This window comes from Micromonospora kangleipakensis (genome assembly GCF_004217615.1).
GTDB lineage: Bacteria > Actinomycetota > Actinomycetes > Mycobacteriales > Micromonosporaceae > Micromonospora > Micromonospora kangleipakensis.
Window position 1 is genome coordinate 856,004 of the sequence record NZ_SHLD01000001.1, and the last position, 18,668, is coordinate 874,671.

14 protein-coding genes and 1 pseudogene are annotated in these 18,668 nt (G+C 73.8%); 11 read left to right on the top strand and 4 right to left on the bottom strand.

Features of this window, described 5'->3' with window-relative positions; translation table 11 throughout:
• Window positions 1-26: 26 nt before the first annotated feature.
• Window positions 27-929, top strand: a complete 903-nt coding sequence (locus tag EV384_RS04155) for a sulfurtransferase (protein WP_130330283.1) — start codon at window positions 27-29, stop codon at window positions 927-929.
• A gap of 72 nt (window positions 930-1,001) precedes the next feature.
• Here EV384_RS04155 and EV384_RS04160 read toward each other — a convergent pair whose 3' ends face one another.
• Window positions 1,002-1,589 (bottom strand): TetR/AcrR family transcriptional regulator, encoded by a 588-nt coding sequence (locus EV384_RS04160; protein ID WP_207232230.1) that lies wholly within the window; start codon window positions 1,587-1,589, stop codon window positions 1,002-1,004.
• Between the two features lie 100 nt (window positions 1,590-1,689).
• On the opposite strand from EV384_RS04160, the gene EV384_RS04165 reads away from it, so the two are divergent.
• On the top strand, window positions 1,690-2,844 hold the full coding sequence (locus tag EV384_RS04165; protein ID WP_130330287.1) for an FAD-dependent oxidoreductase: 1,155 nt from the start codon (window positions 1,690-1,692) through the stop codon (window positions 2,842-2,844).
• Here the strand turns inward: EV384_RS04165 and EV384_RS04170 are convergent.
• Window positions 2,841-4,106, bottom strand: a complete 1,266-nt coding sequence (locus tag EV384_RS04170) for an MFS transporter (protein WP_130330289.1) — start codon at window positions 4,104-4,106, stop codon at window positions 2,841-2,843. The genes EV384_RS04165 and EV384_RS04170 overlap by 4 nt on opposite strands.
• Before the next feature lie 113 nt (window positions 4,107-4,219).
• Between EV384_RS04170 and EV384_RS04175 the strand changes: the two are divergent.
• The 7 genes and pseudogenes from EV384_RS04175 to EV384_RS04205 form a co-directional block, all read left to right on the top strand.
• Window positions 4,220-4,858 (top strand): annotated as a pseudogene (locus EV384_RS04175) (ATP-binding protein); the annotation flags it as partial.
• A 159-nt stretch (window positions 4,859-5,017) separates the two neighbouring features.
• A complete protein-coding gene (locus EV384_RS04180) occupies window positions 5,018-5,644 on the top strand; it encodes a TetR/AcrR family transcriptional regulator (protein ID WP_130330291.1) in 627 nt (208 codons plus the stop codon).
• A gap of 111 nt (window positions 5,645-5,755) precedes the next feature.
• On the top strand, window positions 5,756-7,093 hold the full coding sequence (locus EV384_RS04185) for an acetyl-CoA carboxylase biotin carboxylase subunit (protein WP_130330293.1): 1,338 nt from the start codon (window positions 5,756-5,758) through the stop codon (window positions 7,091-7,093).
• 119 nt (window positions 7,094-7,212) lie between these two features.
• On the top strand, window positions 7,213-8,136 hold the full coding sequence (locus EV384_RS04190; RefSeq protein WP_130330295.1) for a hydroxymethylglutaryl-CoA lyase: 924 nt from the start codon (window positions 7,213-7,215) through the stop codon (window positions 8,134-8,136).
• 333 nt (window positions 8,137-8,469) lie between these two features.
• Window positions 8,470-10,002 carry an acyl-CoA carboxylase subunit beta gene (locus EV384_RS04195; protein WP_130330297.1) on the top strand — a complete coding sequence of 511 codons (1,533 nt, stop codon included), beginning with the start codon at window positions 8,470-8,472 and terminating at the stop codon, window positions 10,000-10,002.
• Window positions 10,003-10,081: 79 nt separating this feature from the next.
• The gene (locus EV384_RS04200) at window positions 10,082-11,236 is read left to right on the top strand and encodes an acyl-CoA dehydrogenase family protein (RefSeq protein WP_130330299.1); all 1,155 of its coding nucleotides are present in this window, start codon (window positions 10,082-10,084) and stop codon (window positions 11,234-11,236) included.
• 130 nt (window positions 11,237-11,366) lie between these two features.
• On the top strand, window positions 11,367-13,958 hold the full coding sequence (locus EV384_RS04205) for an ATP-binding protein (protein WP_130330301.1): 2,592 nt from the start codon (window positions 11,367-11,369) through the stop codon (window positions 13,956-13,958).
• Between the two features lie 259 nt (window positions 13,959-14,217).
• Here the strand turns inward: EV384_RS04205 and EV384_RS04210 are convergent, their stop codons facing one another.
• Entirely contained in the window at window positions 14,218-14,727 is a 510-nt protein-coding gene (locus EV384_RS04210; protein ID WP_130330303.1) for a MarR family winged helix-turn-helix transcriptional regulator, read from the bottom strand.
• A gap of 101 nt (window positions 14,728-14,828) precedes the next feature.
• Between EV384_RS04210 and EV384_RS04215 the strand changes: the two genes are divergently transcribed.
• Window positions 14,829-15,410: a YceI family protein gene (locus EV384_RS04215; RefSeq protein WP_130330305.1), complete on the top strand. Its 582-nt coding sequence runs from the start codon at window positions 14,829-14,831 to the stop codon at window positions 15,408-15,410.
• A gap of 262 nt (window positions 15,411-15,672) precedes the next feature.
• Window positions 15,673-17,151 (top strand): glutamate-cysteine ligase family protein, encoded by a 1,479-nt coding sequence (locus EV384_RS04220; protein ID WP_130330307.1) that lies wholly within the window; start codon window positions 15,673-15,675, stop codon window positions 17,149-17,151.
• 152 nt (window positions 17,152-17,303) lie between these two features.
• Here EV384_RS04220 and EV384_RS04225 read toward each other — a convergent pair whose 3' ends face one another.
• Complete coding sequence (locus EV384_RS04225) at window positions 17,304-18,653, bottom strand: hypothetical protein (RefSeq protein WP_242623933.1); 1,350 nt, start codon at window positions 18,651-18,653, stop codon at window positions 17,304-17,306.
• Between the last annotated feature and the right edge of the window lie 15 nt (window positions 18,654-18,668).

Below are 18,668 nucleotides of genomic sequence, written 5' to 3' on the forward strand. Positions count from 1 at the left end.
CGGGGATCGGGCGTACCTTGGGGCTCATGCCTGTGCCGAGCGATCCGAATCCCCGCCTCCAGTCGTACGCCGACCCGCAGCGGCTGGTCACCACCGAGTGGCTGGCCGAGCACCTGGGCGACGAGGGCCTCGTCGTGGTGGAGTCCGACGAGGACGTGCTGCTCTACGACACCGGTCACATCCCGGGTGCGGTCAAGGTCGACTGGCACACCGAGTTGAACGACGAGATCACCCGGGACTACCTAACCGCGAAGAGCTTCGCCGAGCTCTGCGCCGCGAAGGGCATCGGCCGGAACGACACGGTGGTCTTCTACGGCGACAACTTCAACTGGTGGGCCGCGTACGCCCTCTGGGTCTTCTCCCTCTTCGGCCACCCGGACGTGCGGCTGGTCGACGGCGGCCGGCAGAAGTGGATCGCCGAGGGGCGGGAGCTGACCCGGGAGAAGGTGACCCGCCCGCGCGCCGAGTACCCGGTGCCGCAGCGGAACGACGCTCCGCTGCGGGCGTTCCGCGAGCAGGTGATGGCGCACATCGCGGCCGGTCGGCCGCTGGTCGACGTCCGCTCGCCGGGCGAGTACACCGGCGAGATGCTGCACATGCCGGACTACCCGCAGGAGGGCGCGCTGCGCGGCGGGCACATCCCGGGCGCGGTGAGCAAGCCGTGGAAGTCGGCCGCGAACGACGACGGCACCTTCAAGTCCGCCGACGAGCTGCGGGCGATCTACGTTGACCAGCTCGGGTTGAGCCCGTCGGACGACGTGGTGGCGTACTGCCGGATCGGGGAGCGGTCCAGCCACACCTGGTTCGTGCTGCACCACCTGCTGGGCTACCGGCAGGTGCGCAACTACGACGGCTCGTGGACCGAGTGGGGCAACCTGGTTCGGGCTCCCGTCGTGAAGGGCGACCAGCCGGGCGGCCTCGCCGGCTGACCTTTCCCGCGCCGCCGACGGCCGTGGTCACCCCGGGTGGCCACGGCTTCGCCGTTTGCGGGTGCCGGCCGCTCAGCGGGTACGCGGGTCCGGGGCGGGACCGGTCAGGTAGCGCTGGAGGGTCGGGGCGACCCAGCCGACCAGCTCGGCCGGCTCCGCGTCCACCATCGGCGGCAGGCCGACGATGTAGCGGGTGAAGGCCAGTCCGAGGATCTGGCTGGCCACCAGGCCGGCGCGGCGGGCGGTGGTCGCCGGGTCGGTGCCGAACCGGGCCACGACCGCGCCGAGCTGGTCGGCGAAGATGCCGCGCATCCGCTCGGCCGCGCCCGGGTTGGTGCTGGCCGCCCGGAGCAGGGCGGCGAGCGTCTCGTCGCCCTCCCACCGGTCCAGGAAGTGCCGGACCAGCACCTCGCCCAGCTGCCCGGAGGGCACCCCGGCCAGGTCGGGGAGGCGCAGGTCGAACTCGGCCGCCGCGGCGAAGAGCCCCTCCTTGCTGCCGTAGTAGCGCATCACCATCGACGGGTCGATGTGGGCGTCGGCGGCGATGGCCCGGATGGTGGCCCGGTCGTAGCCGTCGGCGGCGAACCGTTCCCGGGCGGCGCGGAGGATCGCGGCGCGGGTGGCGTCGGAGCGGCGGGCGCGGGGAGCGGCGTCGGTCATGTCCACGACTGTATGCCAACAAGCGTTGACATCGACGGCGACCCGCGCCTACCGTTGCCAACAAGCGTTGGCAAACACTTGTTGGCAATGGAGGTGGGCCATGCTGCCCGAACGCACCGACGTCCTCGTGGTGGGGGCCGGACCGACCGGCCTGACCGTGGCCGCGACCCTGGCCGGGCGCGGCGTCGACGTGACCGTGGTCGACCGGCTGGCGCAGCCTCCGGTCACCTCCCGCGCGGCCGTCGTGCACGCGTACACCCTGGAGGAGCTGGACCGGATCGGCGCCGCCGCGCCGCTGGTGGCCCGGGGGCTGCCCGCGCCGCGCTTCACCGTGCGGGACCGGGACCGGGTGCTGCTCAGCGTCCCCTTCGGCACGCTGCCGTCCCGCTACCCGTTCGCGCTGATGGTCTCCCAGTCGGAGACCGAGGCGGTGCTCGCCGAGCGGCTCACCGCGCTCGGCGGCCGGGTGCTCCGGCCGTCCACGATGACCGGCCTGACCTGCGACGACGCCGGCGCGACGGTCGGTTTCGCCGATGGCGCCACGGTCCGGGCCCGCTGGGTGGTCGGCGCCGACGGCATGCGCAGCACGGTCCGCGAGCTGGCCGGCATCGGGTTCGGCGGGTCCCCCGACCCCGGCGAGTCGTTCCTGCTCGCCGACGTACGGGTGGAGAGTGCGCTCCCTCGCGACCAGGTCGCCCTCTTCCTGGCCCGGCCGGGGCCGCTGGTCTGGGCGCCGCTGCCCGGCGGCGTGGTCCGGCTGGTGGCCGCCGTGGCCGACGCGCCGCGCGAGCCGGACGCGGAGCGGTTCCAGGCCCTGCTCGACGAGCGGGGACCGGCCCGCCGGCCGGACCGGGTGACCGAGGTGCTGTGGGCCTCGCGGTTCCGGGTCCACCACCGGATCGCCGACACGTTCCGGGCCGGGCCGGTGCTCCTCGCCGGGGACGCCGCGCACGTGCACAGCCCCGCCGGCGGGCAGGGCATGAACCTCGGCATCTGCGACGCCGTCGCCCTCGGTCACACCCTCGCCGACGTGCGCGACGGCGGACCGGACGCGCTCCTCGACGACTGGGCCGCGGCGCGCCGGCCGCTCGCCGAGGAGGTCGTCGGCTTCGCCGACCGGATCACCCGGCTCGCCACCGTGCCCCCGGCCGGTCGCCCCCTGCGCGACGTGCTGCTCCGCACCGCCTCCGTGCTGCCGCCGGCCCGGCAGCGGCTCGCCCTGCGGCTCTCCGGCCTGAACCACCGCCCCGCCTAGGCGGCCCCCGCGGGGCGGGCGTCGCGCTCCGACCTCGGTGCCCGCCACGCCGCGAGCGTGACCAGCGCGAAGACCGCCGCCGCCGCGCCGACCACCGGTGCCACCCCGTACGCGGCGCCGGCCAGCCCGGCGAGCGCCGCGCCGACCGGTGCGGTCAGCAGCGCGACGACCCGCTGCGCGGCGCCCACCCGACCGAGCAGCTCGGCCGGGACCCGACCCTGGCCGTACGCGGCCCAGAGGCTGTTCCACACCGTGCTGCCGGCGGCGAAGACGGCCAGCGTGAGCCCGCCCGCCACCGGGTGCCGTGCCAGCGCGAAGCCGGCCAGGGCGACGGTCTGCACGGCCAGCACCGCCCGCAGCGCGGGCACCGTGCCGAGCCGGCCGGCGATCCGCCCCGCTCCGAGCGCCCCGCCCAGCCCGCCCGCCACCACCGCCGTCATGAACAGCCCGTACCCCGCCGCCGGCACCCGCAGCACCTCCAGCGCATAGAGCACCAACACGGCCATCACCCCGCTGATCGCCAGATTCGTCCCCGCACTGAGCACAGTCACCCGCCACAACACCGCCTCCCCCCGAATGAACCGCACCCCCGCCCAAACCCCCCTCTTCGCGTCGATCTTGCAGTTGTGGCCCTCGCTTCGCCCCTTTTTGCCTGGTTCGTCGGGGCCGCAACTGCAAGATCGCGGGATCGGGGCGGGGCGGAGGGAGATGAGCAGGAGGGCGGCGGTGGCGAAGGTGAGGGCGTCGAGGGTGAACGGGAGGGGTGCTGCCAGGGTGAAGAGGAGGCCGGCCAGCGGGGCGCCGAGGAAGCCGCCGGCGAGCGCCGTGCCGGCCTGGAGGCGACCGTTGGCGGTGGGTAGGGCGGCCGGCGGGACCAGCGCCGGAAGCACCGCGAAGGAGGCGGCGTCGAAGAGGGTGCCGAGGGTCGCCAGCAGCGCCGCCGTCGCCGCGAGCACGAGGATGCCCGCCCGGTCCGTGGCCACCAGCACGGCCAGGGCGGCCACCACGGCGGCCCGCAGGCCGTCCACCGCCGCCATGGCGCGGCGGCGGTCCCAGCGGTCGGCGTACCCGCCGCCGAGCAGGCCGAAGAGCAGCGGCGAGAGCTGCCCCGCCACGGTCACCGCCGCGATCGCGCGGGGATCGCGGGTCAGCGTCGCGGCCAGCAGGGCCAGCGCCGGCGTACGGAGGGAATCGCCGAACCGGGAGGCGACGGCGGCGGACCAGAGCAGCCGGAAGTCGCGGCCGAGCGGGAGAGCGGTCATGCCGACGGACCCTGCGGCCTGCACCCGGTCGAGGGTCAAGCCGGCCGAAACGGGACGGACAGTGTCGGTGATCACCGGTACGGTGAGCGCCGGAATCGGACCGGGGAGCGCACGTGGACCGCACCTTCCAGGTCGACCTCCGTGGCGTGGTCGACCTGCTCAGTCATCATCTCTACGGCAGCCCCCGGGTGTACGTCCGGGAGCTGCTCCAGAACGCCGTGGACGCGATCACCGCCCGCCGGGCGACCGAGCCGGACGCACCCGGCCGGGTGCGGATCGAGCCGCCGGAGCTGACCGGGGACGGCACCCTGCGGGTGCACGACACCGGCGTCGGCCTCACCGAGGCCCAGGTGCACGAGCTGCTGGCCACCATCGGCCGCAGCTCCAAGCGCGACGAGCTGGGCTTCTCCCGGCACGAGTTCCTCGGCCAGTTCGGCATCGGGCTGCTCTCCTGCTTCCTGGTCGCCGACGAGATCCGGGTGGTCACCCGGCACGGCGACGAGCCCACCGTGCACTGGACCGGCTGGTCCGACGGCCGGTACGCGGTCGAGCTCGCCCCGGCCGACCAGGCCCGGGCCGAGCCCGGCACGACGGTGACGCTGGTGCCCCGGCGGGACGCCGACCAGTGGTTCGGCCTGCCGACGGTGACCGAGCTGGCCCGCCTCTACGGCAGCCTGCTCCCGGTCGACGTCCGGGTCGGCGACACGCCGACGACCGCCGGGCCGCCGCCCTGGCCGACCACCCCGGGCGCCTGGCTGCTGGCCCGCGCGCTGGACGAGCTGGGCCGCCCGGCGGAGGCGGCGAAGCTGCGCGCGGAGCACGGCATCGAGGAGGGCTGACCGGCGCAACGTGAGGCAACCGACGGGTAACCGAGACTCCACCGCGCGCCGCCCGCGGTCTAGGCTTGCCCGGTGGCGGTGGAACAGCAGGCGCGGAGTGCGGCGAACGTTGCGACGGGCGCGGGCCGACGCCGGTCCCGGCGGGACGAGATCCTGGAGATCGCGGTCGGCCTCTTCGCCGCCCGCGGCTACCACGGCGTGTCGATGGACGACATCGGCGCCGCCGCCGGGGTGACCGGTCCGGCGCTGTACCACCACTTCGCCGGCAAGGAGGCGATGCTGGCCGCCGCGCTGATCCCGGTCAGCGAGGGGCTGCTCGCCGGTGGTCGGGAGCGGGCCGCCAACCACCCGGACGATCCGCGCGGCACGCTGGAGTCGCTGATCGACTTCCACGTCGAGTTCGCGCTGGCCAACCCGGCGGTGATCGCCCTGCACCTGCACGAGCTGGATCGGCTTCCCGACGAGCCGCGCCGCCGGATCCGCCGGCTCCAGCGGCTCTACGTCGAGGAGTGGGTGAGCGTGCTGACCGCGCTGCACCCGGGCCTGCCCGACGGTGAGGCGCGGGTGCTGGCCCACGCCGCCTTCGGCCTGATGAACTCGACCCCGTTCCTCGGGGGCGAGGTCGACCGCCGTCGCCGCGCCCAGCTGCTCCGGGCCGCCACCCTCGCCGCCCTCCTCGCCCCGACCACCCCCGCCTGACCTCACCTCACCTGGTCACCGATCGGGTCACGGGCGCCTGGCGACTCGTGAGTAACCGGCGGCTCGTGGTTACCTGGCAGCCGTCCCCACCCCTGGACGCTGGGAGGAAACATGATCGAGTCACTGCTGGTCGCCAACCGGGGCGAGATCGCCCGCCGGATCATCCGTACCGCCAAGCGGCTCGGGATCCGTGCGATCGCGGTGCACTCGGAGGCCGACGCCGGCCTGCCGTTCGTGACCGAGGCCGACGAGGCGGTCTGTGTCGGCCCGGCGAACCCGGCGCTGAGCTACCGGAACGTCGAGGCGATCCTCGCCGCCGCCAAGTCCACCGGCGCGCAGGCGATCCACCCCGGCTACGGCTTCCTGTCGGAGAACGCGGAGTTCGCCCGTACCGTCGAGGCCAGCGGCCTGATCTGGGTCGGACCCGGCGCGGACGCGATCACCGCGATGGGCGACAAGATCAACGCCCGGAACCTGATGGCGGCGGCCGGGGTCCCGGTCGCGCCCGGGACCACCGAGCCGGCGGCCGACCTGGCCGCGGCGGTCGCGGCCGCCGCGGAGATCGGCTACCCGGTGATGGTCAAGGCCGCAGCCGGTGGCGGCGGCATGGGCATGGGCGTGGCGACCGACGAGGCCGCGCTGCGCACCGAGTACGACAAGGTCCGCGCGTTCGCCGAGCGGATGTTCGGCGACGGCTCGGTGCTGCTGGAGCGGTACTTCCCCCGGGTGCGCCACGTCGAGGTGCAGATCCTCGGCCTGGCCGACGGCCGGGTGGTGGCCCTGGGCGAGCGGGAGTGCTCGGTGCAGCGGCGCAACCAGAAGCTGGTCGAGGAGTCCCCCTCCCCGGCGGTCTCGCCGGAGCTGCGGTCGCGGTTCCTGGCCGCCGCGGTGCGGGCCGGCGAGGCGGTCGGCTACCGGAACGCCGGCACGGTGGAGTGCCTGCTCGACCCCGCGACGAACGAGTTCTTCTTCCTGGAGATGAACACCCGGCTCCAGGTGGAGCACCCGGTCACCGAGCTGGTCTACGGGGTGGACCTGGTGGAGGAGCAGCTGCGGGTGGCGGCGGGCCTGGCCCCGACCTTCGACCCGGACGCGCTCGCCCCGCGCGGCCACGCCATCGAGCTGCGGATCAACGCCGAGGACCCGAAGCGCTTCCTGCCCGGCCCGGGCGCGATCGCCACCTGGAACGAGCCGGCCGGTTCCGGGGTCCGGGTCGACTCCGGCTACGTCGCCGGCAACACCGTCACCCCGTTCTACGACAGCCTGATGGCCAAGCTGATCGTCAGCGGCAAGGACCGGGCGGAGGCGATCGACCGCGCGAAGGCCGCCGTGGCCCAGTTCGAGATCGCCGGCCCGAAGTGCAACCTGCCGTTCTTCGCGGAGCTGCTGGAGAACGAGGAGTTCCTCTCCGGCGACTACGACACCGGCATCGTCGGTCGCATGCGCTGACCCACCCACCCCCCACCCCGGCTGAGGGCGGGGTGGGGCGGGCGGGTGCGGAGGGACGGGGTGGGGTGGGAGGCTGGAGGCATCCACCACGTAACCCCGTCACAGTGAGGTGACCCCTTATGGCGGAACTGCCGGACTTCGTCTCCATCCGGGAGGTCGGGCCGCGGGACGGGCTCCAGAACGAGGAGCCCATTCCCACCGACGCCAAGGTGCGGCTACTCGACGCGCTCTCCAGCACCGGCGTCAAGCGGATCGAAGCGGTCTCGTTCGTGCACCCGAAGGCGATCCCGCAGATGGCGGACGCCGACGAGGTGTGGCAGCGGGCCACGAAGGCCGAGGGCGTGCGCTACTCGGCGCTGGTGCCGAACACCCGGGGCGCCCAGCGGGCCCTGGCCGCCGGCTTCACCGAGATCGAGGTGGTGGTCTCGGCCAGCGACACGCACAACCGGCGCAACGTCAACCGCTCGACCGAGGAGTCGCTCGACGACATCGCCGAGCTGATCGACCTGCTGCACGGCGCCGGCGCGCGGGCCGAGGTGATCGTCGCGACCAGCTTCGGCTGCCCGTACGAGGGGGACGTCGACCCGCAGCGGGTCGCCGGCATCGTCGACCGGGTGGTCCGCGACGGCGCGGACCGGGTGGCGTTCGGCGACACCACCGGCATGGGCACGCCGCGTCGGGTCCGCGAGCTGGTCACCGCGGTACGCGACCGCAACGCCCACGTTCCGGTGCTGCTGCACTTCCACAACACCCGGGGTACCGCGCTGGCGAACCTGCTGACCGCGCTGGAGCTGGGGATCACCGAGTTCGACGCCAGCGTCGGCGGCCTCGGCGGCTGCCCGTACGCCCCGGGGGCGAGCGGCAACCTGGCCACCGAGGAGGCGGTGCACATGCTGCACGACATGGGCATCGACACCGGGATCGACCTGGACGCCCTGATCGAGGCGGCCGAGCTGGCCGAGGAGCTGCTCGGCAAGAAGCTCCCCTCCGGCGTCCTCCGCGCCGGCCCCCGTACCCGCCTCACCCCCCGCCCCACCCCCTGACCCCCCGCTCCCGCCGGGTCATCAAGAGGTTTGCGTCAGGATCCCGCCCGGACCTGACGCAAACCTCTTGATCACTTCTGCGGCCCAGTGCCCGTGTGTCCTGGGTGCTCCTTGCGTGGAACGGCATGGGTGTCTTCCGGTCCCGGACGCACCCGTGCTGTTCCACCCGTGGCCAGTCGCCCGTCGGTCCGGGCCGCTCTCGAGGTACGTGTCGGCCATTGGCGGGTCGGTGCGGTGGGTCGCCGGAGGGGTCGGCGATGCGCTAACCTAACGATCGTTCAGGTCGGTCGGCCCGCTCACGAGGTGGCCGACCCAGGCGGCGAGGGAGTCGGCGTGACGCTCGACGGTGAGGCACTGGAGCAGCTGCGCAAGCGCGCCCGGGCCGGCGGTGCGGACAAGTACCACGCGGCGAACGCCGCCAAGGGCAAGCTCTTCGCCCGCGAGCGGGTGGCGCTCCTGGTCGACGAGGGCTCCTTCGTCGAGGACGGGCTCTACGCCAACGCGATGGCCGAGGGTCTGCCGGCCGACGGCGTGGTCACCGGCACCGCCACCATCGACGGCCGGCAGGTCTGCCTGATGGCGAACGACTCCACGGTCAAGGCCGGCAGCTGGGGCGCGCGTACCGTCGAGAAGATCATCCGGATCATCGAGCGGGCGTACTCGACCGGCGTGCCGATGGTCTACCTGGTCGACTCGGCCGGCGCCCGGATCACCGACCAGGTCGACCTCTTCCCCGGCCGGCGCGGCGCCGGCAAGATCTTCTGGAACCAGGTCCGCGCCTCCGGCTCGATCCCGCAGGTCTGCGCGCTGTTCGGGCCGAGCGCGGCCGGCGGGGCGTACATCCCGGCGTTCTGCGACGTGGTCGCCATGGTGGACGGCAACGCCAGCATGTACCTCGGCTCCGACCGGATGGTCGAGATGGTCACGGGCGAGAAGACCACCCTGGAGGCGATGGGCGGGGCGAAGGTGCACTGCGCCGAGTCCGGCGTCGGGCACTTCCTCTGCAAGACCGAGGCCGACGCGCTCGACGTGGTGAAGAGCTACCTGTCGTACCTGCCGGCCAACTGGACGCAGCAGCCGCCCGCCGCCGAGGCCGTCCCCGCCTCCGACAAGGTCGACCTGGCCGCGCTGGTCCCGGCCAGCGAGCGGCAGGCCTTCGACATGCGCCGGTACGTCAAGGGCCTGCTCGACGACGGCTCGTTCTTCGAGATCCAGGCGCTCTGGGCCAAGGAGCTGACCATCGGCTTCGGCCGGCTGAACGGCGAGGTCGTCGGCGTGGTCGGCAACAACTCGATGTTCAAGGGCGGCGTGCTCTTCGTCGACTCGGCCGACAAGGCGACCCGCTTCGTGCAGCTCTGCGACGCGTTCAACGTGCCGCTGCTCTTCCTGAGCGACGTGCCCGGCTTCATGGTCGGCAGCGCGGTGGAGAAGCAGGGCATCATCCGCCACGGCGCCAAGATGATCACCGCGATCTCCGAGGCGACCGTACCGAAGATCTGCGTGGTGGTCCGCAAGGCGTACGGCGCCGGTCTCTACGCGATGGCCGGCCCCGGCTTCGAGCCGGACGCGACGATCGCCCTGCCCACCGCGAAGATCGCGGTGATGGGTGCGGAGGCCGCGGTCAACGCCGTCTACGCCAACAAGATCGCCGCCATCTCCGACGAGGCCGAGCGGGCCGCCTTCGTCGCCGCCAAGCGCGAGGAGTACGAGCGGGACATCGACGTCGTCCGGCTCGCCAGCGAGCTGGTGGTCGACGCGATCGTCGAGCCGCACGAGCTCCGCGACGAGCTGGTCCGCCGGTTCGCCGCCGCCCGCACCAAGGACCGGCACTTCTCCCGCCGCCGACACGGCGTCACCCCGGTCTGAGTCCCGGGCAACCCGCAGCACGACCCGTCCCGGCGTCACGAGCGCCCGGCGGCTCGTCCCGTCCAGACAGGAGGAACCGATGGACTTCCGGCTCAGCGAGGAACAAGAAGCGCTGCGGGAGAGCGTGCGGGAGCTCGCCCGCGAGGTGATCGCCCCGACCATCGGGGAGCACTACGAGCAGCACACCTTCCCGTACGAGATCGTCCGGCAGATGGGCAAGATGGGGCTGTTCGGCCTGCCCTTCTCCGAGGAGCACGGCGGCATGGGCGGCGACTACTTCGCGCTCTGCCTGGCGCTGGAGGAGCTGGCCCGGGTCGACTCCAGCGTGGCGATCACCCTGGAGGCGGCGGTCTCCCTCGGCGCGATGCCGATCTACCGGTTCGGCACGGACGAGCAGAAGGCGCAGTGGCTGCCGAAGCTGCTCAGCGGTGAGGCCCTGGCCGGCTTCGGGCTGACCGAGCCGGGCACCGGCTCGGACGCCGGTGGCACGCAGACCCGGGCCGTGCTGGACGAGAGCACCGACGAGTGGGTGATCAACGGCTCGAAGGCGTTCATCACCAACTCCGGCACCGACATCACCTCACTGGTCACCGTCACCGCGGTCACCGGCATCAAGTCGGACGGCTCGAAGGAGCTCTCCACCATCATCGTGCCGTCGGGGACGCCCGGCTTCACGGTCGCGCCGGCGTACTCCAAGGTCGGCTGGAACGCCTCGGACACCCACGAGCTGACCTTCGACGACTGCCGGGTGCCGGCGGCGAACCTGCTCGGCCAGCGCGGCCGGGGCTTCGCCCAGTTCCTGCGGATCCTCGATGAGGGGCGGATCGCCATCGCCGCCCTGGCCGTCGGCCTCGCCCAGGGCTGCGTCGACGAGTCGATCAAGTACGCGAAGGAGCGCCAGGCCTTCGGCCAGCCGATCGGCAACTACCAGGCGATCCAGTTCAAGATCGCCGACATGGAGCTGAAGGCGCACACCGCCCGGCTGGCGTACTACGACGCCGCCGCCCGGATGCTGGCCGGCGAGCCGTTCAAGCGGCAGGCCGCGATCGCCAAGCTGCACGCCAGCACCATCGCGGTGGACAACGCCCGCGAGGCCACCCAGATCCACGGCGGCTACGGCTTCATGAACGAGTACCCGGTGGCCCGCTTCTGGCGGGACGCCAAGATCCTGGAGATCGGCGAGGGCACCAGCGAGGTGCAGCGGATGGTCATCGCCCGCGATCTGGGCATGTGAGGTGAAGCAGACCCGTCCGGGCCGGTCGAGGCCCGGACGGGTGCCGCCGCTGTCGGATATCCGCGACGGACCGTCGGCTGGCCGACGATGACCTGCCGGCCGTCGCACCCGATCCGTACTCTTCGTGCCCATGACTCCGGATCATGATCGTTCACGGAGCCCGGCCGGTCCTACCGTGCTGTCGGATCTGCTGCGGGGGCATCGGCACGCCGCCGGCCTCACCCAGGCGGAGCTGGCGAGCCGGGCGGGCGTCGGGGTGCGGACCGTCCGTGATCTGGAGCGGGGCCGGTCCGCGCGACCCCAGCGCACCACCGTCGAGCTGCTCGCCGACGCGCTCCGGCTGACCGGCGCCGCCCGGACGACGTTCCTCGCCGCGGCCCGGCCGTCGCCTGCCGCCGGCACGCCGGGACCAGCACCGCGGCACCTCCCGGTCACCGGCCCCGGCGCCGCCCCCTCCGGTCCGCCCATCGCGCTCCCGCAGCCGGTCCCGCTGATCGGCCGGGACCGGGACGTCGCCGAGATCGGCACCCTGCTGAGCGCCGACCATCCGGTGGTGAGCCTGGTCGGGCTGGCCGGCGTCGGCAAGACCGCGCTGGCCCTGACCGTGGCCCACGCGGTCGCCGCCGACCACCCCGCCGGCGTCGCCGGGGTGCTGGTGGGTGAGGGCTCCGACATGGCGGACGTGCTGGCCGCCTCGGTCGGGGTCTTCGGCGTGAACCGGCTGGCCGACCTCGCCGCCCGGTTCGGCGGGCAACCCGCGTTGTTGCTGCTGGACGCGGCGGAACGGGCACCCGATCCGGTGGCCGAGGCGCTGCGCCGGCTGGTCGCCGCGACGCCGACCCTGCGGGTGCTGGTGACCGGTCGGCACCCGGTCGGCCTGCCGGGCGAGCTGGTCCGGCCGGTGGCGCCGCTCGACGTACCGCCGGCCGGGACCGTCCCGGCGGCACCGGCGGAGCTGGACCGCTGGCCGGCGGCGGCCCTCTTCACCGCCCGCCTCGCCCAGGTGCGCCGCGAGCCACCCACCTCGACCGAGCTGCCGGCGGTGGCCGCGCTGGTCCGTCGGCTGGGCGGCCTACCGCTGGCGATCGAGCTGATGGCCGCCCGCGGCCGGATCCTCGACGTCACCGAGCTGCTCGACCGGTACGGCGATCGGGTCCTCGACCTCGCCACCCCGCCCGGCGGCCGGCCCGGTTGGGACCCGGTGGACCGCGCGGTGACCCTGCGCGAGGCGGTGGCGACCAGCTACCGCCTGCTCGCGCCCGCCGAGCGGGCGGCGCTGCGCCGGCTGTCGGCGTTCTGCAACCGCTGGTCGGTGGAGCTGGCCGAGGAGCTGCTCGCCGACGGCGGCGAGCGGCGGGACGCGGTCCCCCTGCTGGACCGGCTGCTCGAACTCGGCCTGCTCAGCGTCCGGGGCACCGGGCCGTTCCGGTTCCGCCTCCTCGACGCGGTACGCGACTTCGCCAGCGAGCAGGCGGCCGGCGAGGGGGAGCTGACCTGCGTCCGGCGCCGGCACGCGCAGGTCGTCACCGGCCTGGTGGTCCGGACCGCCCCCGACCTGGTCGGTCCGGACCTCACCGCCGCCGTGCACCTGCTCGACGAGGCGACCGGCGACATCATCGCCGCCCTGGCGCACGCCGCCGTCGACGATGCGGTCACCGCGCTGCGGCTGGCGGCCGCGCTGCCCCGCTGGTGGCGGTTCCGGGGGCGGGACGTCTCCGGACGCCGCTGGCTGCACCGGTTGCTGGCCGATCCGCGTACCGCCGACGCCGATCCGGTGCTGCGGGCCTGGGCGCTGCTCGGGGTGGCCCAGCTGGCCGCCGAGCACGGCGCGGGGACGGAGGAGTTACCGGCGGCGCGCGCCGCGTTGGAGGTCTTCCGGGACGTCGGCGAGGTGACCGGGGAACTCTCCGCGCGGTCGGTGCTCTGCGCGCTGCTGCATGCCACCGGCGGCCACGACGAGGCCAGGGCGCACGGCGAGGCGGTGCTGGAGCTGGCCACCCGGCACGGCCGGGTGCGGGACATGGCGGTCGCCCAGAACAACCTGACCTGGCACGACATCCGGGTAGGCGACCTGGCCGGGGCGCGGCGTCGGCTGGCCACGGTGGACCGGCTGGCCGCCCAGTGCGGTGAGCGGCGGCTGCGGCTGCTCGCCCGCGCCAACCTGGCCGAGGTGATGCGCCTCGCGGGCCGGTACGCGGACGCGGTGGCGCAGGGACGGCGGGTGGCGGCGACGCTGGCCGAGCTGGGCGATCCGGGGCACCGCCGCCGGGTGCTGGGCACGGTGGGGTTGGCGCTGGCCCAGGAGGGCCGGGCCGCCGAGGCGCTGGAGGTGGTGGCCGAGCTGCGGCTGGGTGCGGCCGGTTCCCCGGTGCCCGGGCAGCGCCGTCCGCCACGGGGCGCGGGGGGCACCGCAGCCGGGCGGCCGGAGGACGCGGTCTGCGCGCTGATCGAGGGGCACCTCGCCCTGTACCAGGGCGACCGGGAGTTGGCGGCCGAGTGGTTCGCCGCCGCGGCCGAGGCGGGCGTCGACGGCCAGGACCGGCGGGACGTGGTGGAGGCGCTGGTCGGGCTCGCGGCGAGTAGGGCCGACGTGACGGTGCTGAGTCGGCTGGACGAGGTTCGCCGGGCGGGCGGGGTAAGTCTGCTGCCGCAGGAGGAGGCCCTGCTGTACGCGTTGGTGGCGCGCCGCGCGGCGGGCGCCCGACGGGGTGCGCCCGGCTGATCCTGGCGTTGTCCGCGCGGGGACCGATCCCGGGACGGTCTCCCACGGGCAAGGAGGCGCGGGGGTGGCGCGAGCGAAAAAGCCCCCTGGTGTTGCCCCTCGCTCATCGCTCGCGCCGGCACCCCCCGGTGCGCCCCCGCTCAGCGAAGACTATCCGCTCCTGCTGGGCGATTTGGTGGATTTTACGCCGCTATAGACCGGCGGTAGGTCGGTTCTGCCGGTCTTTCTGCCGGTGGGCGGGCGGAACGGCGGATTCCGCTCAGCAGGCGGTCTCCGCCGGCACCTCGGCCGGCCCGGAACCGGAGCTCCCCGCGGTCGCGCACGGGTGCACCGCGTCGCGGATCCGGCGCAGGCCGTCGAGGAGGGCCGCCAGCGCGTCCGGTTCGAGCTGTCCGGTGAACCACTCCTCGATGATCCGCAGGTGCCCGGGGAGGGTCTCGTCCAGCCGGGCCAGGCCGGCGCCGGTGATCACCGCGTAGGAGCTGCGCCGGTCGGAGGGGCAGGCCTGGCGGCAGAGCAGGCCGTCGCGCTCCATCCGGTCGACCACCCGGGTCACCCCGCTGGTGGAGAGGGAGGTCTGCGCCGCGAGGTCGGTCATCCGCAGCTGGTTGCCGGGCGAGCGGGCGAGTCGGGTCAGCACCTCGAACTCGACCGGGGAGAGGCCGTGCTCCTCGAACTGGGCGGCGAACCGGGTCGTCAGGCCGGCGTGCACCTCGTAGAAGAGGCCGACGGCGGTGATCCGGGGGTCGTCGAACACGTTCTCGTCCACGTGGCCATCCTAGCAGTACTTGACACACGGAATATTGCTGTGCTTATAGTTGCTCAGTCAGTCGTTGGGTTACTAAACAATCTCCCCTGGAGGGCAGCACCATGACCAGCAGCACCGAATCGGTTACCCGCGACTGGGAGGGTCTGACCATCCCGGCTGCCGGCACCTACCTGCTGGACGCGGCTCACAAGCGGGTCGGGTTCGTCGCCCGTCACATGATGGTCAGCAAGGTGCGTGGCGAGTTCGCGGACGCGACCGCCACGATCACCATCGCGGAGGACCCGATGGAGTCCTCCGTCACCGCCACCATCCAGGCGGCCAGCATCCACACGGCAATGGCCGACCGTGACGCGCACCTGCGCAGCGGGGACTTCCTGGACGTGGAGAAGTTCCCGACGCTGGAGTTCCGCAGCACCGGTGTGAAGTCCCGGAACGGGAACGAGTTCATCCTCGCCGGCGAGCTGACCATCAAGGACGTCACCCGTCCGGTCGAGCTGGAGGTCGAGTTCGAGGGTGTCGGCCGCAGCCCGTTCGGTCAGGACATCTTCGGCTTCTCCGCGAGCACCGAGATCGACCGCGAGGCCTTCGGTCTCACCTGGAACGTCGCCCTGGAGACCGGCGGCGTCCTGGTCGGCAAGAAGATCAAGATCGAGATCGAGGGCGAGGCCGTCCGCCAGGCCTGATTCCCCCGTACGATCCGACGGGCCCGCGCTGTCTCACCGACGGCGCGGGCCCGTTCGTGTACGCCGGTGAGGGTGCGAATTGTCACGACTCATTCGTCTCCGGCCAACGGTGTTCGGGGCACCGGCTGGGTAGTGATGCCTCCGGGAGCGCATCGCGGGACCGGTCCCCCTGGTCTCGGCCATGCGCGCGCTCTTAACGTGAATGGTTCACAATGCGTTCCGGAACGGTACTGTTCCGTTGCGCCTCGCGCCGGGAGGACACATGGGCAGGGACGTCGAGCAGGGCGCCTTCTCCCGGGAGGACCGGGTCCGCTACCGGCAGAAGGTCCGGCGGTGCCTGGACGTCTTCGCGCTGATGCTGGACGACTTCGGGTTCGACGCCGACCGCCCGATGACCGGGCTGGAGATCGAGCTCAACCTGGTCGACTCGGCCGCCGAGCCGGCCATGCGCAACGACCAGATCCTCGCCGACATCGCCGACCCGCTCTTCCAGACCGAGCTGGGGCAGTTCAACCTGGAGCTGAACGCCCCACCCCGGCTCATCGAGGGCGGCGGCTTCGCCGACTACGAGCAGGACCTGCGCAGCAGCCTCAGCCGCGCCGACGAACGCGCGGCGAAGTCGGACGCCAAGATCGTCCTGGTGGGCATCCTGCCCACCCTCACCGAACGCCACCTGGTGGCCGACAACCTCTCCACCAACGAGCGCTACCGGGTGCTCAACGACCAGATCGTCGGCGCCCGGGGCGAGGACATCGAGCTGGACATCCGCGGGGTCGAGCGGCTCCAGACGCACACCGACTCGATCGCCCCCGAGGCCGCCTGCACCAGCCTCCAGTTCCACCTCCAGGTCGCGCCGGACAGCTTCGCCGACTACTGGAACGCCTCCCAGGCGATCGCCGGGGTGCAGGTCGCGATCGGCGCCAACTCGCCGTTCCTCTACGGCCGGCAGCTCTGGGCGGAGACCCGGATCGCCCTCTTCGGACAGGCCACCGACACCCGCCCGGACGAGCTCAAGGCGCAGGGCGTACGGCCCCGGGTGTGGTTCGGCGAGCGGTGGATCACCTCGATCTTCGACCTCTTCGAGGAGAACGTCCGGTACTTCCCGCCGCTGCTGCCGATCTGCGGGGACGAGGACCCGGTCGAGGTGCTGCACGCCGGCGGGGTGCCCGAGCTGAGCGAGCTGCGGCTGCACAACGGGACCGTCTACCGCTGGAACCGGCCGGTCTACGACATCATGAACGGCCGCCCGCACCTGCGGGTGGAGAACCGGGTGCTGCCCGCCGGCCCGACGGTGGTGGACATGCTGGCCAACGCCGCCTTCTACTTCGGGCTGGCCCGGGGGCTGGCCGAGTCGGACCGGCCGATCTGGAGCCAGCTCACCTTCAGCTCGGCCGAGGAGAACTTCCACGCCGCCGCCCGCCGCGGCATGGACGCCGTGCTGCACTGGCCCCGGCTGGGTGAGGTCCCCGTGACCAAGCTGGTGCTCGACGTCCTGCTGCCGAAGGCCGCCCAGGGGCTGGACCGGTTCGGCGTCGCCCCGGCCGAGCGGGACCGGCTGCTCGGCATCATCGAGCACCGCTGCCGTACCGGCCGCAACGGGGCGGTCTGGCAGACCGAGGCCGTCTGGGCGGCCGAGCGGCACCGGGGCATGGACCGGGACGCCGCGCTGCACCACATGCTCCAGCGCTACGCCGAGCTGCAGCGCGGCAACGAGCCCGTGCACACCTGGCCGGTCGACTGACCCGCCGGGACCGCGCCACGCCAGCTTCTCCGCCGGTACGACGAACCGCGCCGGCCCGGCCGCGCCGACTCCACCGGCAGGGTCGCGGCGCCGACGCGCCGGGTGGTGGACGTGGTGGTCCGGGGTGACTTCCCGCCCGACCGGCGGCGGGATCAGCGGCTGCGGCGGCCGGGTCTGGTCTTCGGGCCGGTGGTCGGCGGGGTCGTCGGGCCGCTCTTCGGCCGGTCGGTTCCGCTCGCCTCGCCCGCCGACGGCACGTCCGCCGCTGCCGGGTCCGGCGCGGGCGCGACGTCCGCCGCTGCCCCGTCGCGTGGCCGCGGGATGCTCCGGTCGGAAGCCGTGCCCGGACCGGGGGGCGTGCCCGGTTCCGCCACCGCCAGCCCTGCCGCGGTCTCCGGCGTCGCTCTGGCCGCCCCGGTGCCGCGGGTCGCCCCGGCGGGCCGCCGGCCTGATCGGCCGGTGCGGGCGCCGGTGGTCGGCTCATCGGTCCCCGGCGCCGCGTCGGCGCTCCCGGCTGCCTCGTCGACGGGCGGAAGGTCGAGGGCTTCCCGGTCGGTACCGGAGAGGTCGTCCGGCTCGGCGGTGCGCTGCCGGGGCAGGGTCACCCGCACGGCGGTGCGGCCCTCCGCCCGCTGGGCCAGCACGGCCACCAGCGCCGAGCCGCCCACCCCGGCGATCACCGCGTACGGGGCGATCAGGTGGGCCGAGACCTGCTCGGCGGCGATCGCGGCGAGCCGCGGCACGGCCAGCAGGTACGCCACCGCCACGAGCAGCGGTCCGGCCGCTCCCGACGCGACCGCCCCGACCCGCCGCTCCGGCAGCCGGGCGGTAGGCCGCGCGGCCAGCGCGCCGATCACCAGCGCGGAGCCCATCGCGAGGAGCGCCCCCGGCCAGTAGAAGTAGTCCCGGATCCAGAACCGGTCGCTGTCCGCGCTGATCTGCCAGATGCCGAGCTGCGCGCTGGTCAGGCCCCGCCCGGCGAGCACGCTGTCGACCACCGAGACCACGGCGAGCAGCCAGAGCCACCCGGTCGTGGCGATCAGGTTGATGGCGGCCGCCCGTGAGTGCAGCGCCCAGGTCGCCACCAGCACGCCGACCAGCAGTCCGACGGCGGCGTAGCCCGCGGCGACGGTCTGCGGGGAGAAGGTGTCCGGCACCCGTGCCGCGCGGGCCGGTACGGCGACCAGCAGCACCGTGACCAGCGCGCCGACCGCCCCGGCGACGGCCAGGGTGATCTTCCCCAGCGTCCCGCCCGGCTCCTCGTCCTCGCCGCCCCGCTCCCGCAGCCGCTGGGCGCAGACCGCGCCCGCGACCACCGAGGTGGCGGAGATCCAGGTGGCCCAGGCGAGGCTCGCCACCCACGCCGCCTCGACCGTCGCGGCCTCGGTCGGCGTCCAGTTGATGATGCCCAGGCCGTAGCCGAAGCCCAGTTGCGCCGCGCCCGCACCGGCAGCGACACCGATCGCGGTGGCGACCGATCCTCCCCAGCCCAGTCTGGCCATGCCGGGGAGCGTAGC

What these genes read in the sequence shown, in the direction of transcription:
- EV384_RS04155 (WP_130330283.1), top strand. Translation starts at nt 27, where the DNA reads ATGCCTGTGCCGAGCGATCCGAATCCCCGCCTCCAGTCGTACGCCGAC.
- EV384_RS04160 (WP_207232230.1), bottom strand. Translation starts at nt 1,589, where the DNA reads ATGACCGACGCCGCTCCCCGCGCCCGCCGCTCCGACGCCACCCGCGCC.
- EV384_RS04165 (WP_130330287.1), top strand. Translation starts at nt 1,690, where the DNA reads ATGCTGCCCGAACGCACCGACGTCCTCGTGGTGGGGGCCGGACCGACC.
- EV384_RS04170 (WP_130330289.1), bottom strand. Translation starts at nt 4,106, where the DNA reads ATGACCGCTCTCCCGCTCGGCCGCGACTTCCGGCTGCTCTGGTCCGCC.
- EV384_RS04185 (WP_130330293.1), top strand. Translation starts at nt 5,756, where the DNA reads ATGATCGAGTCACTGCTGGTCGCCAACCGGGGCGAGATCGCCCGCCGG.
- EV384_RS04190 (WP_130330295.1), top strand. Translation starts at nt 7,213, where the DNA reads ATGGCGGAACTGCCGGACTTCGTCTCCATCCGGGAGGTCGGGCCGCGG.
- EV384_RS04200 (WP_130330299.1), top strand. Translation starts at nt 10,082, where the DNA reads ATGGACTTCCGGCTCAGCGAGGAACAAGAAGCGCTGCGGGAGAGCGTG.
- EV384_RS04205 (WP_130330301.1), top strand. Translation starts at nt 11,367, where the DNA reads ATGACTCCGGATCATGATCGTTCACGGAGCCCGGCCGGTCCTACCGTG.
- EV384_RS04215 (WP_130330305.1), top strand. Translation starts at nt 14,829, where the DNA reads ATGACCAGCAGCACCGAATCGGTTACCCGCGACTGGGAGGGTCTGACC.
- EV384_RS04220 (WP_130330307.1), top strand. Translation starts at nt 15,673, where the DNA reads ATGGGCAGGGACGTCGAGCAGGGCGCCTTCTCCCGGGAGGACCGGGTC.
- EV384_RS04225 (WP_242623933.1), bottom strand. Translation starts at nt 18,653, where the DNA reads ATGGCCAGACTGGGCTGGGGAGGATCGGTCGCCACCGCGATCGGTGTC.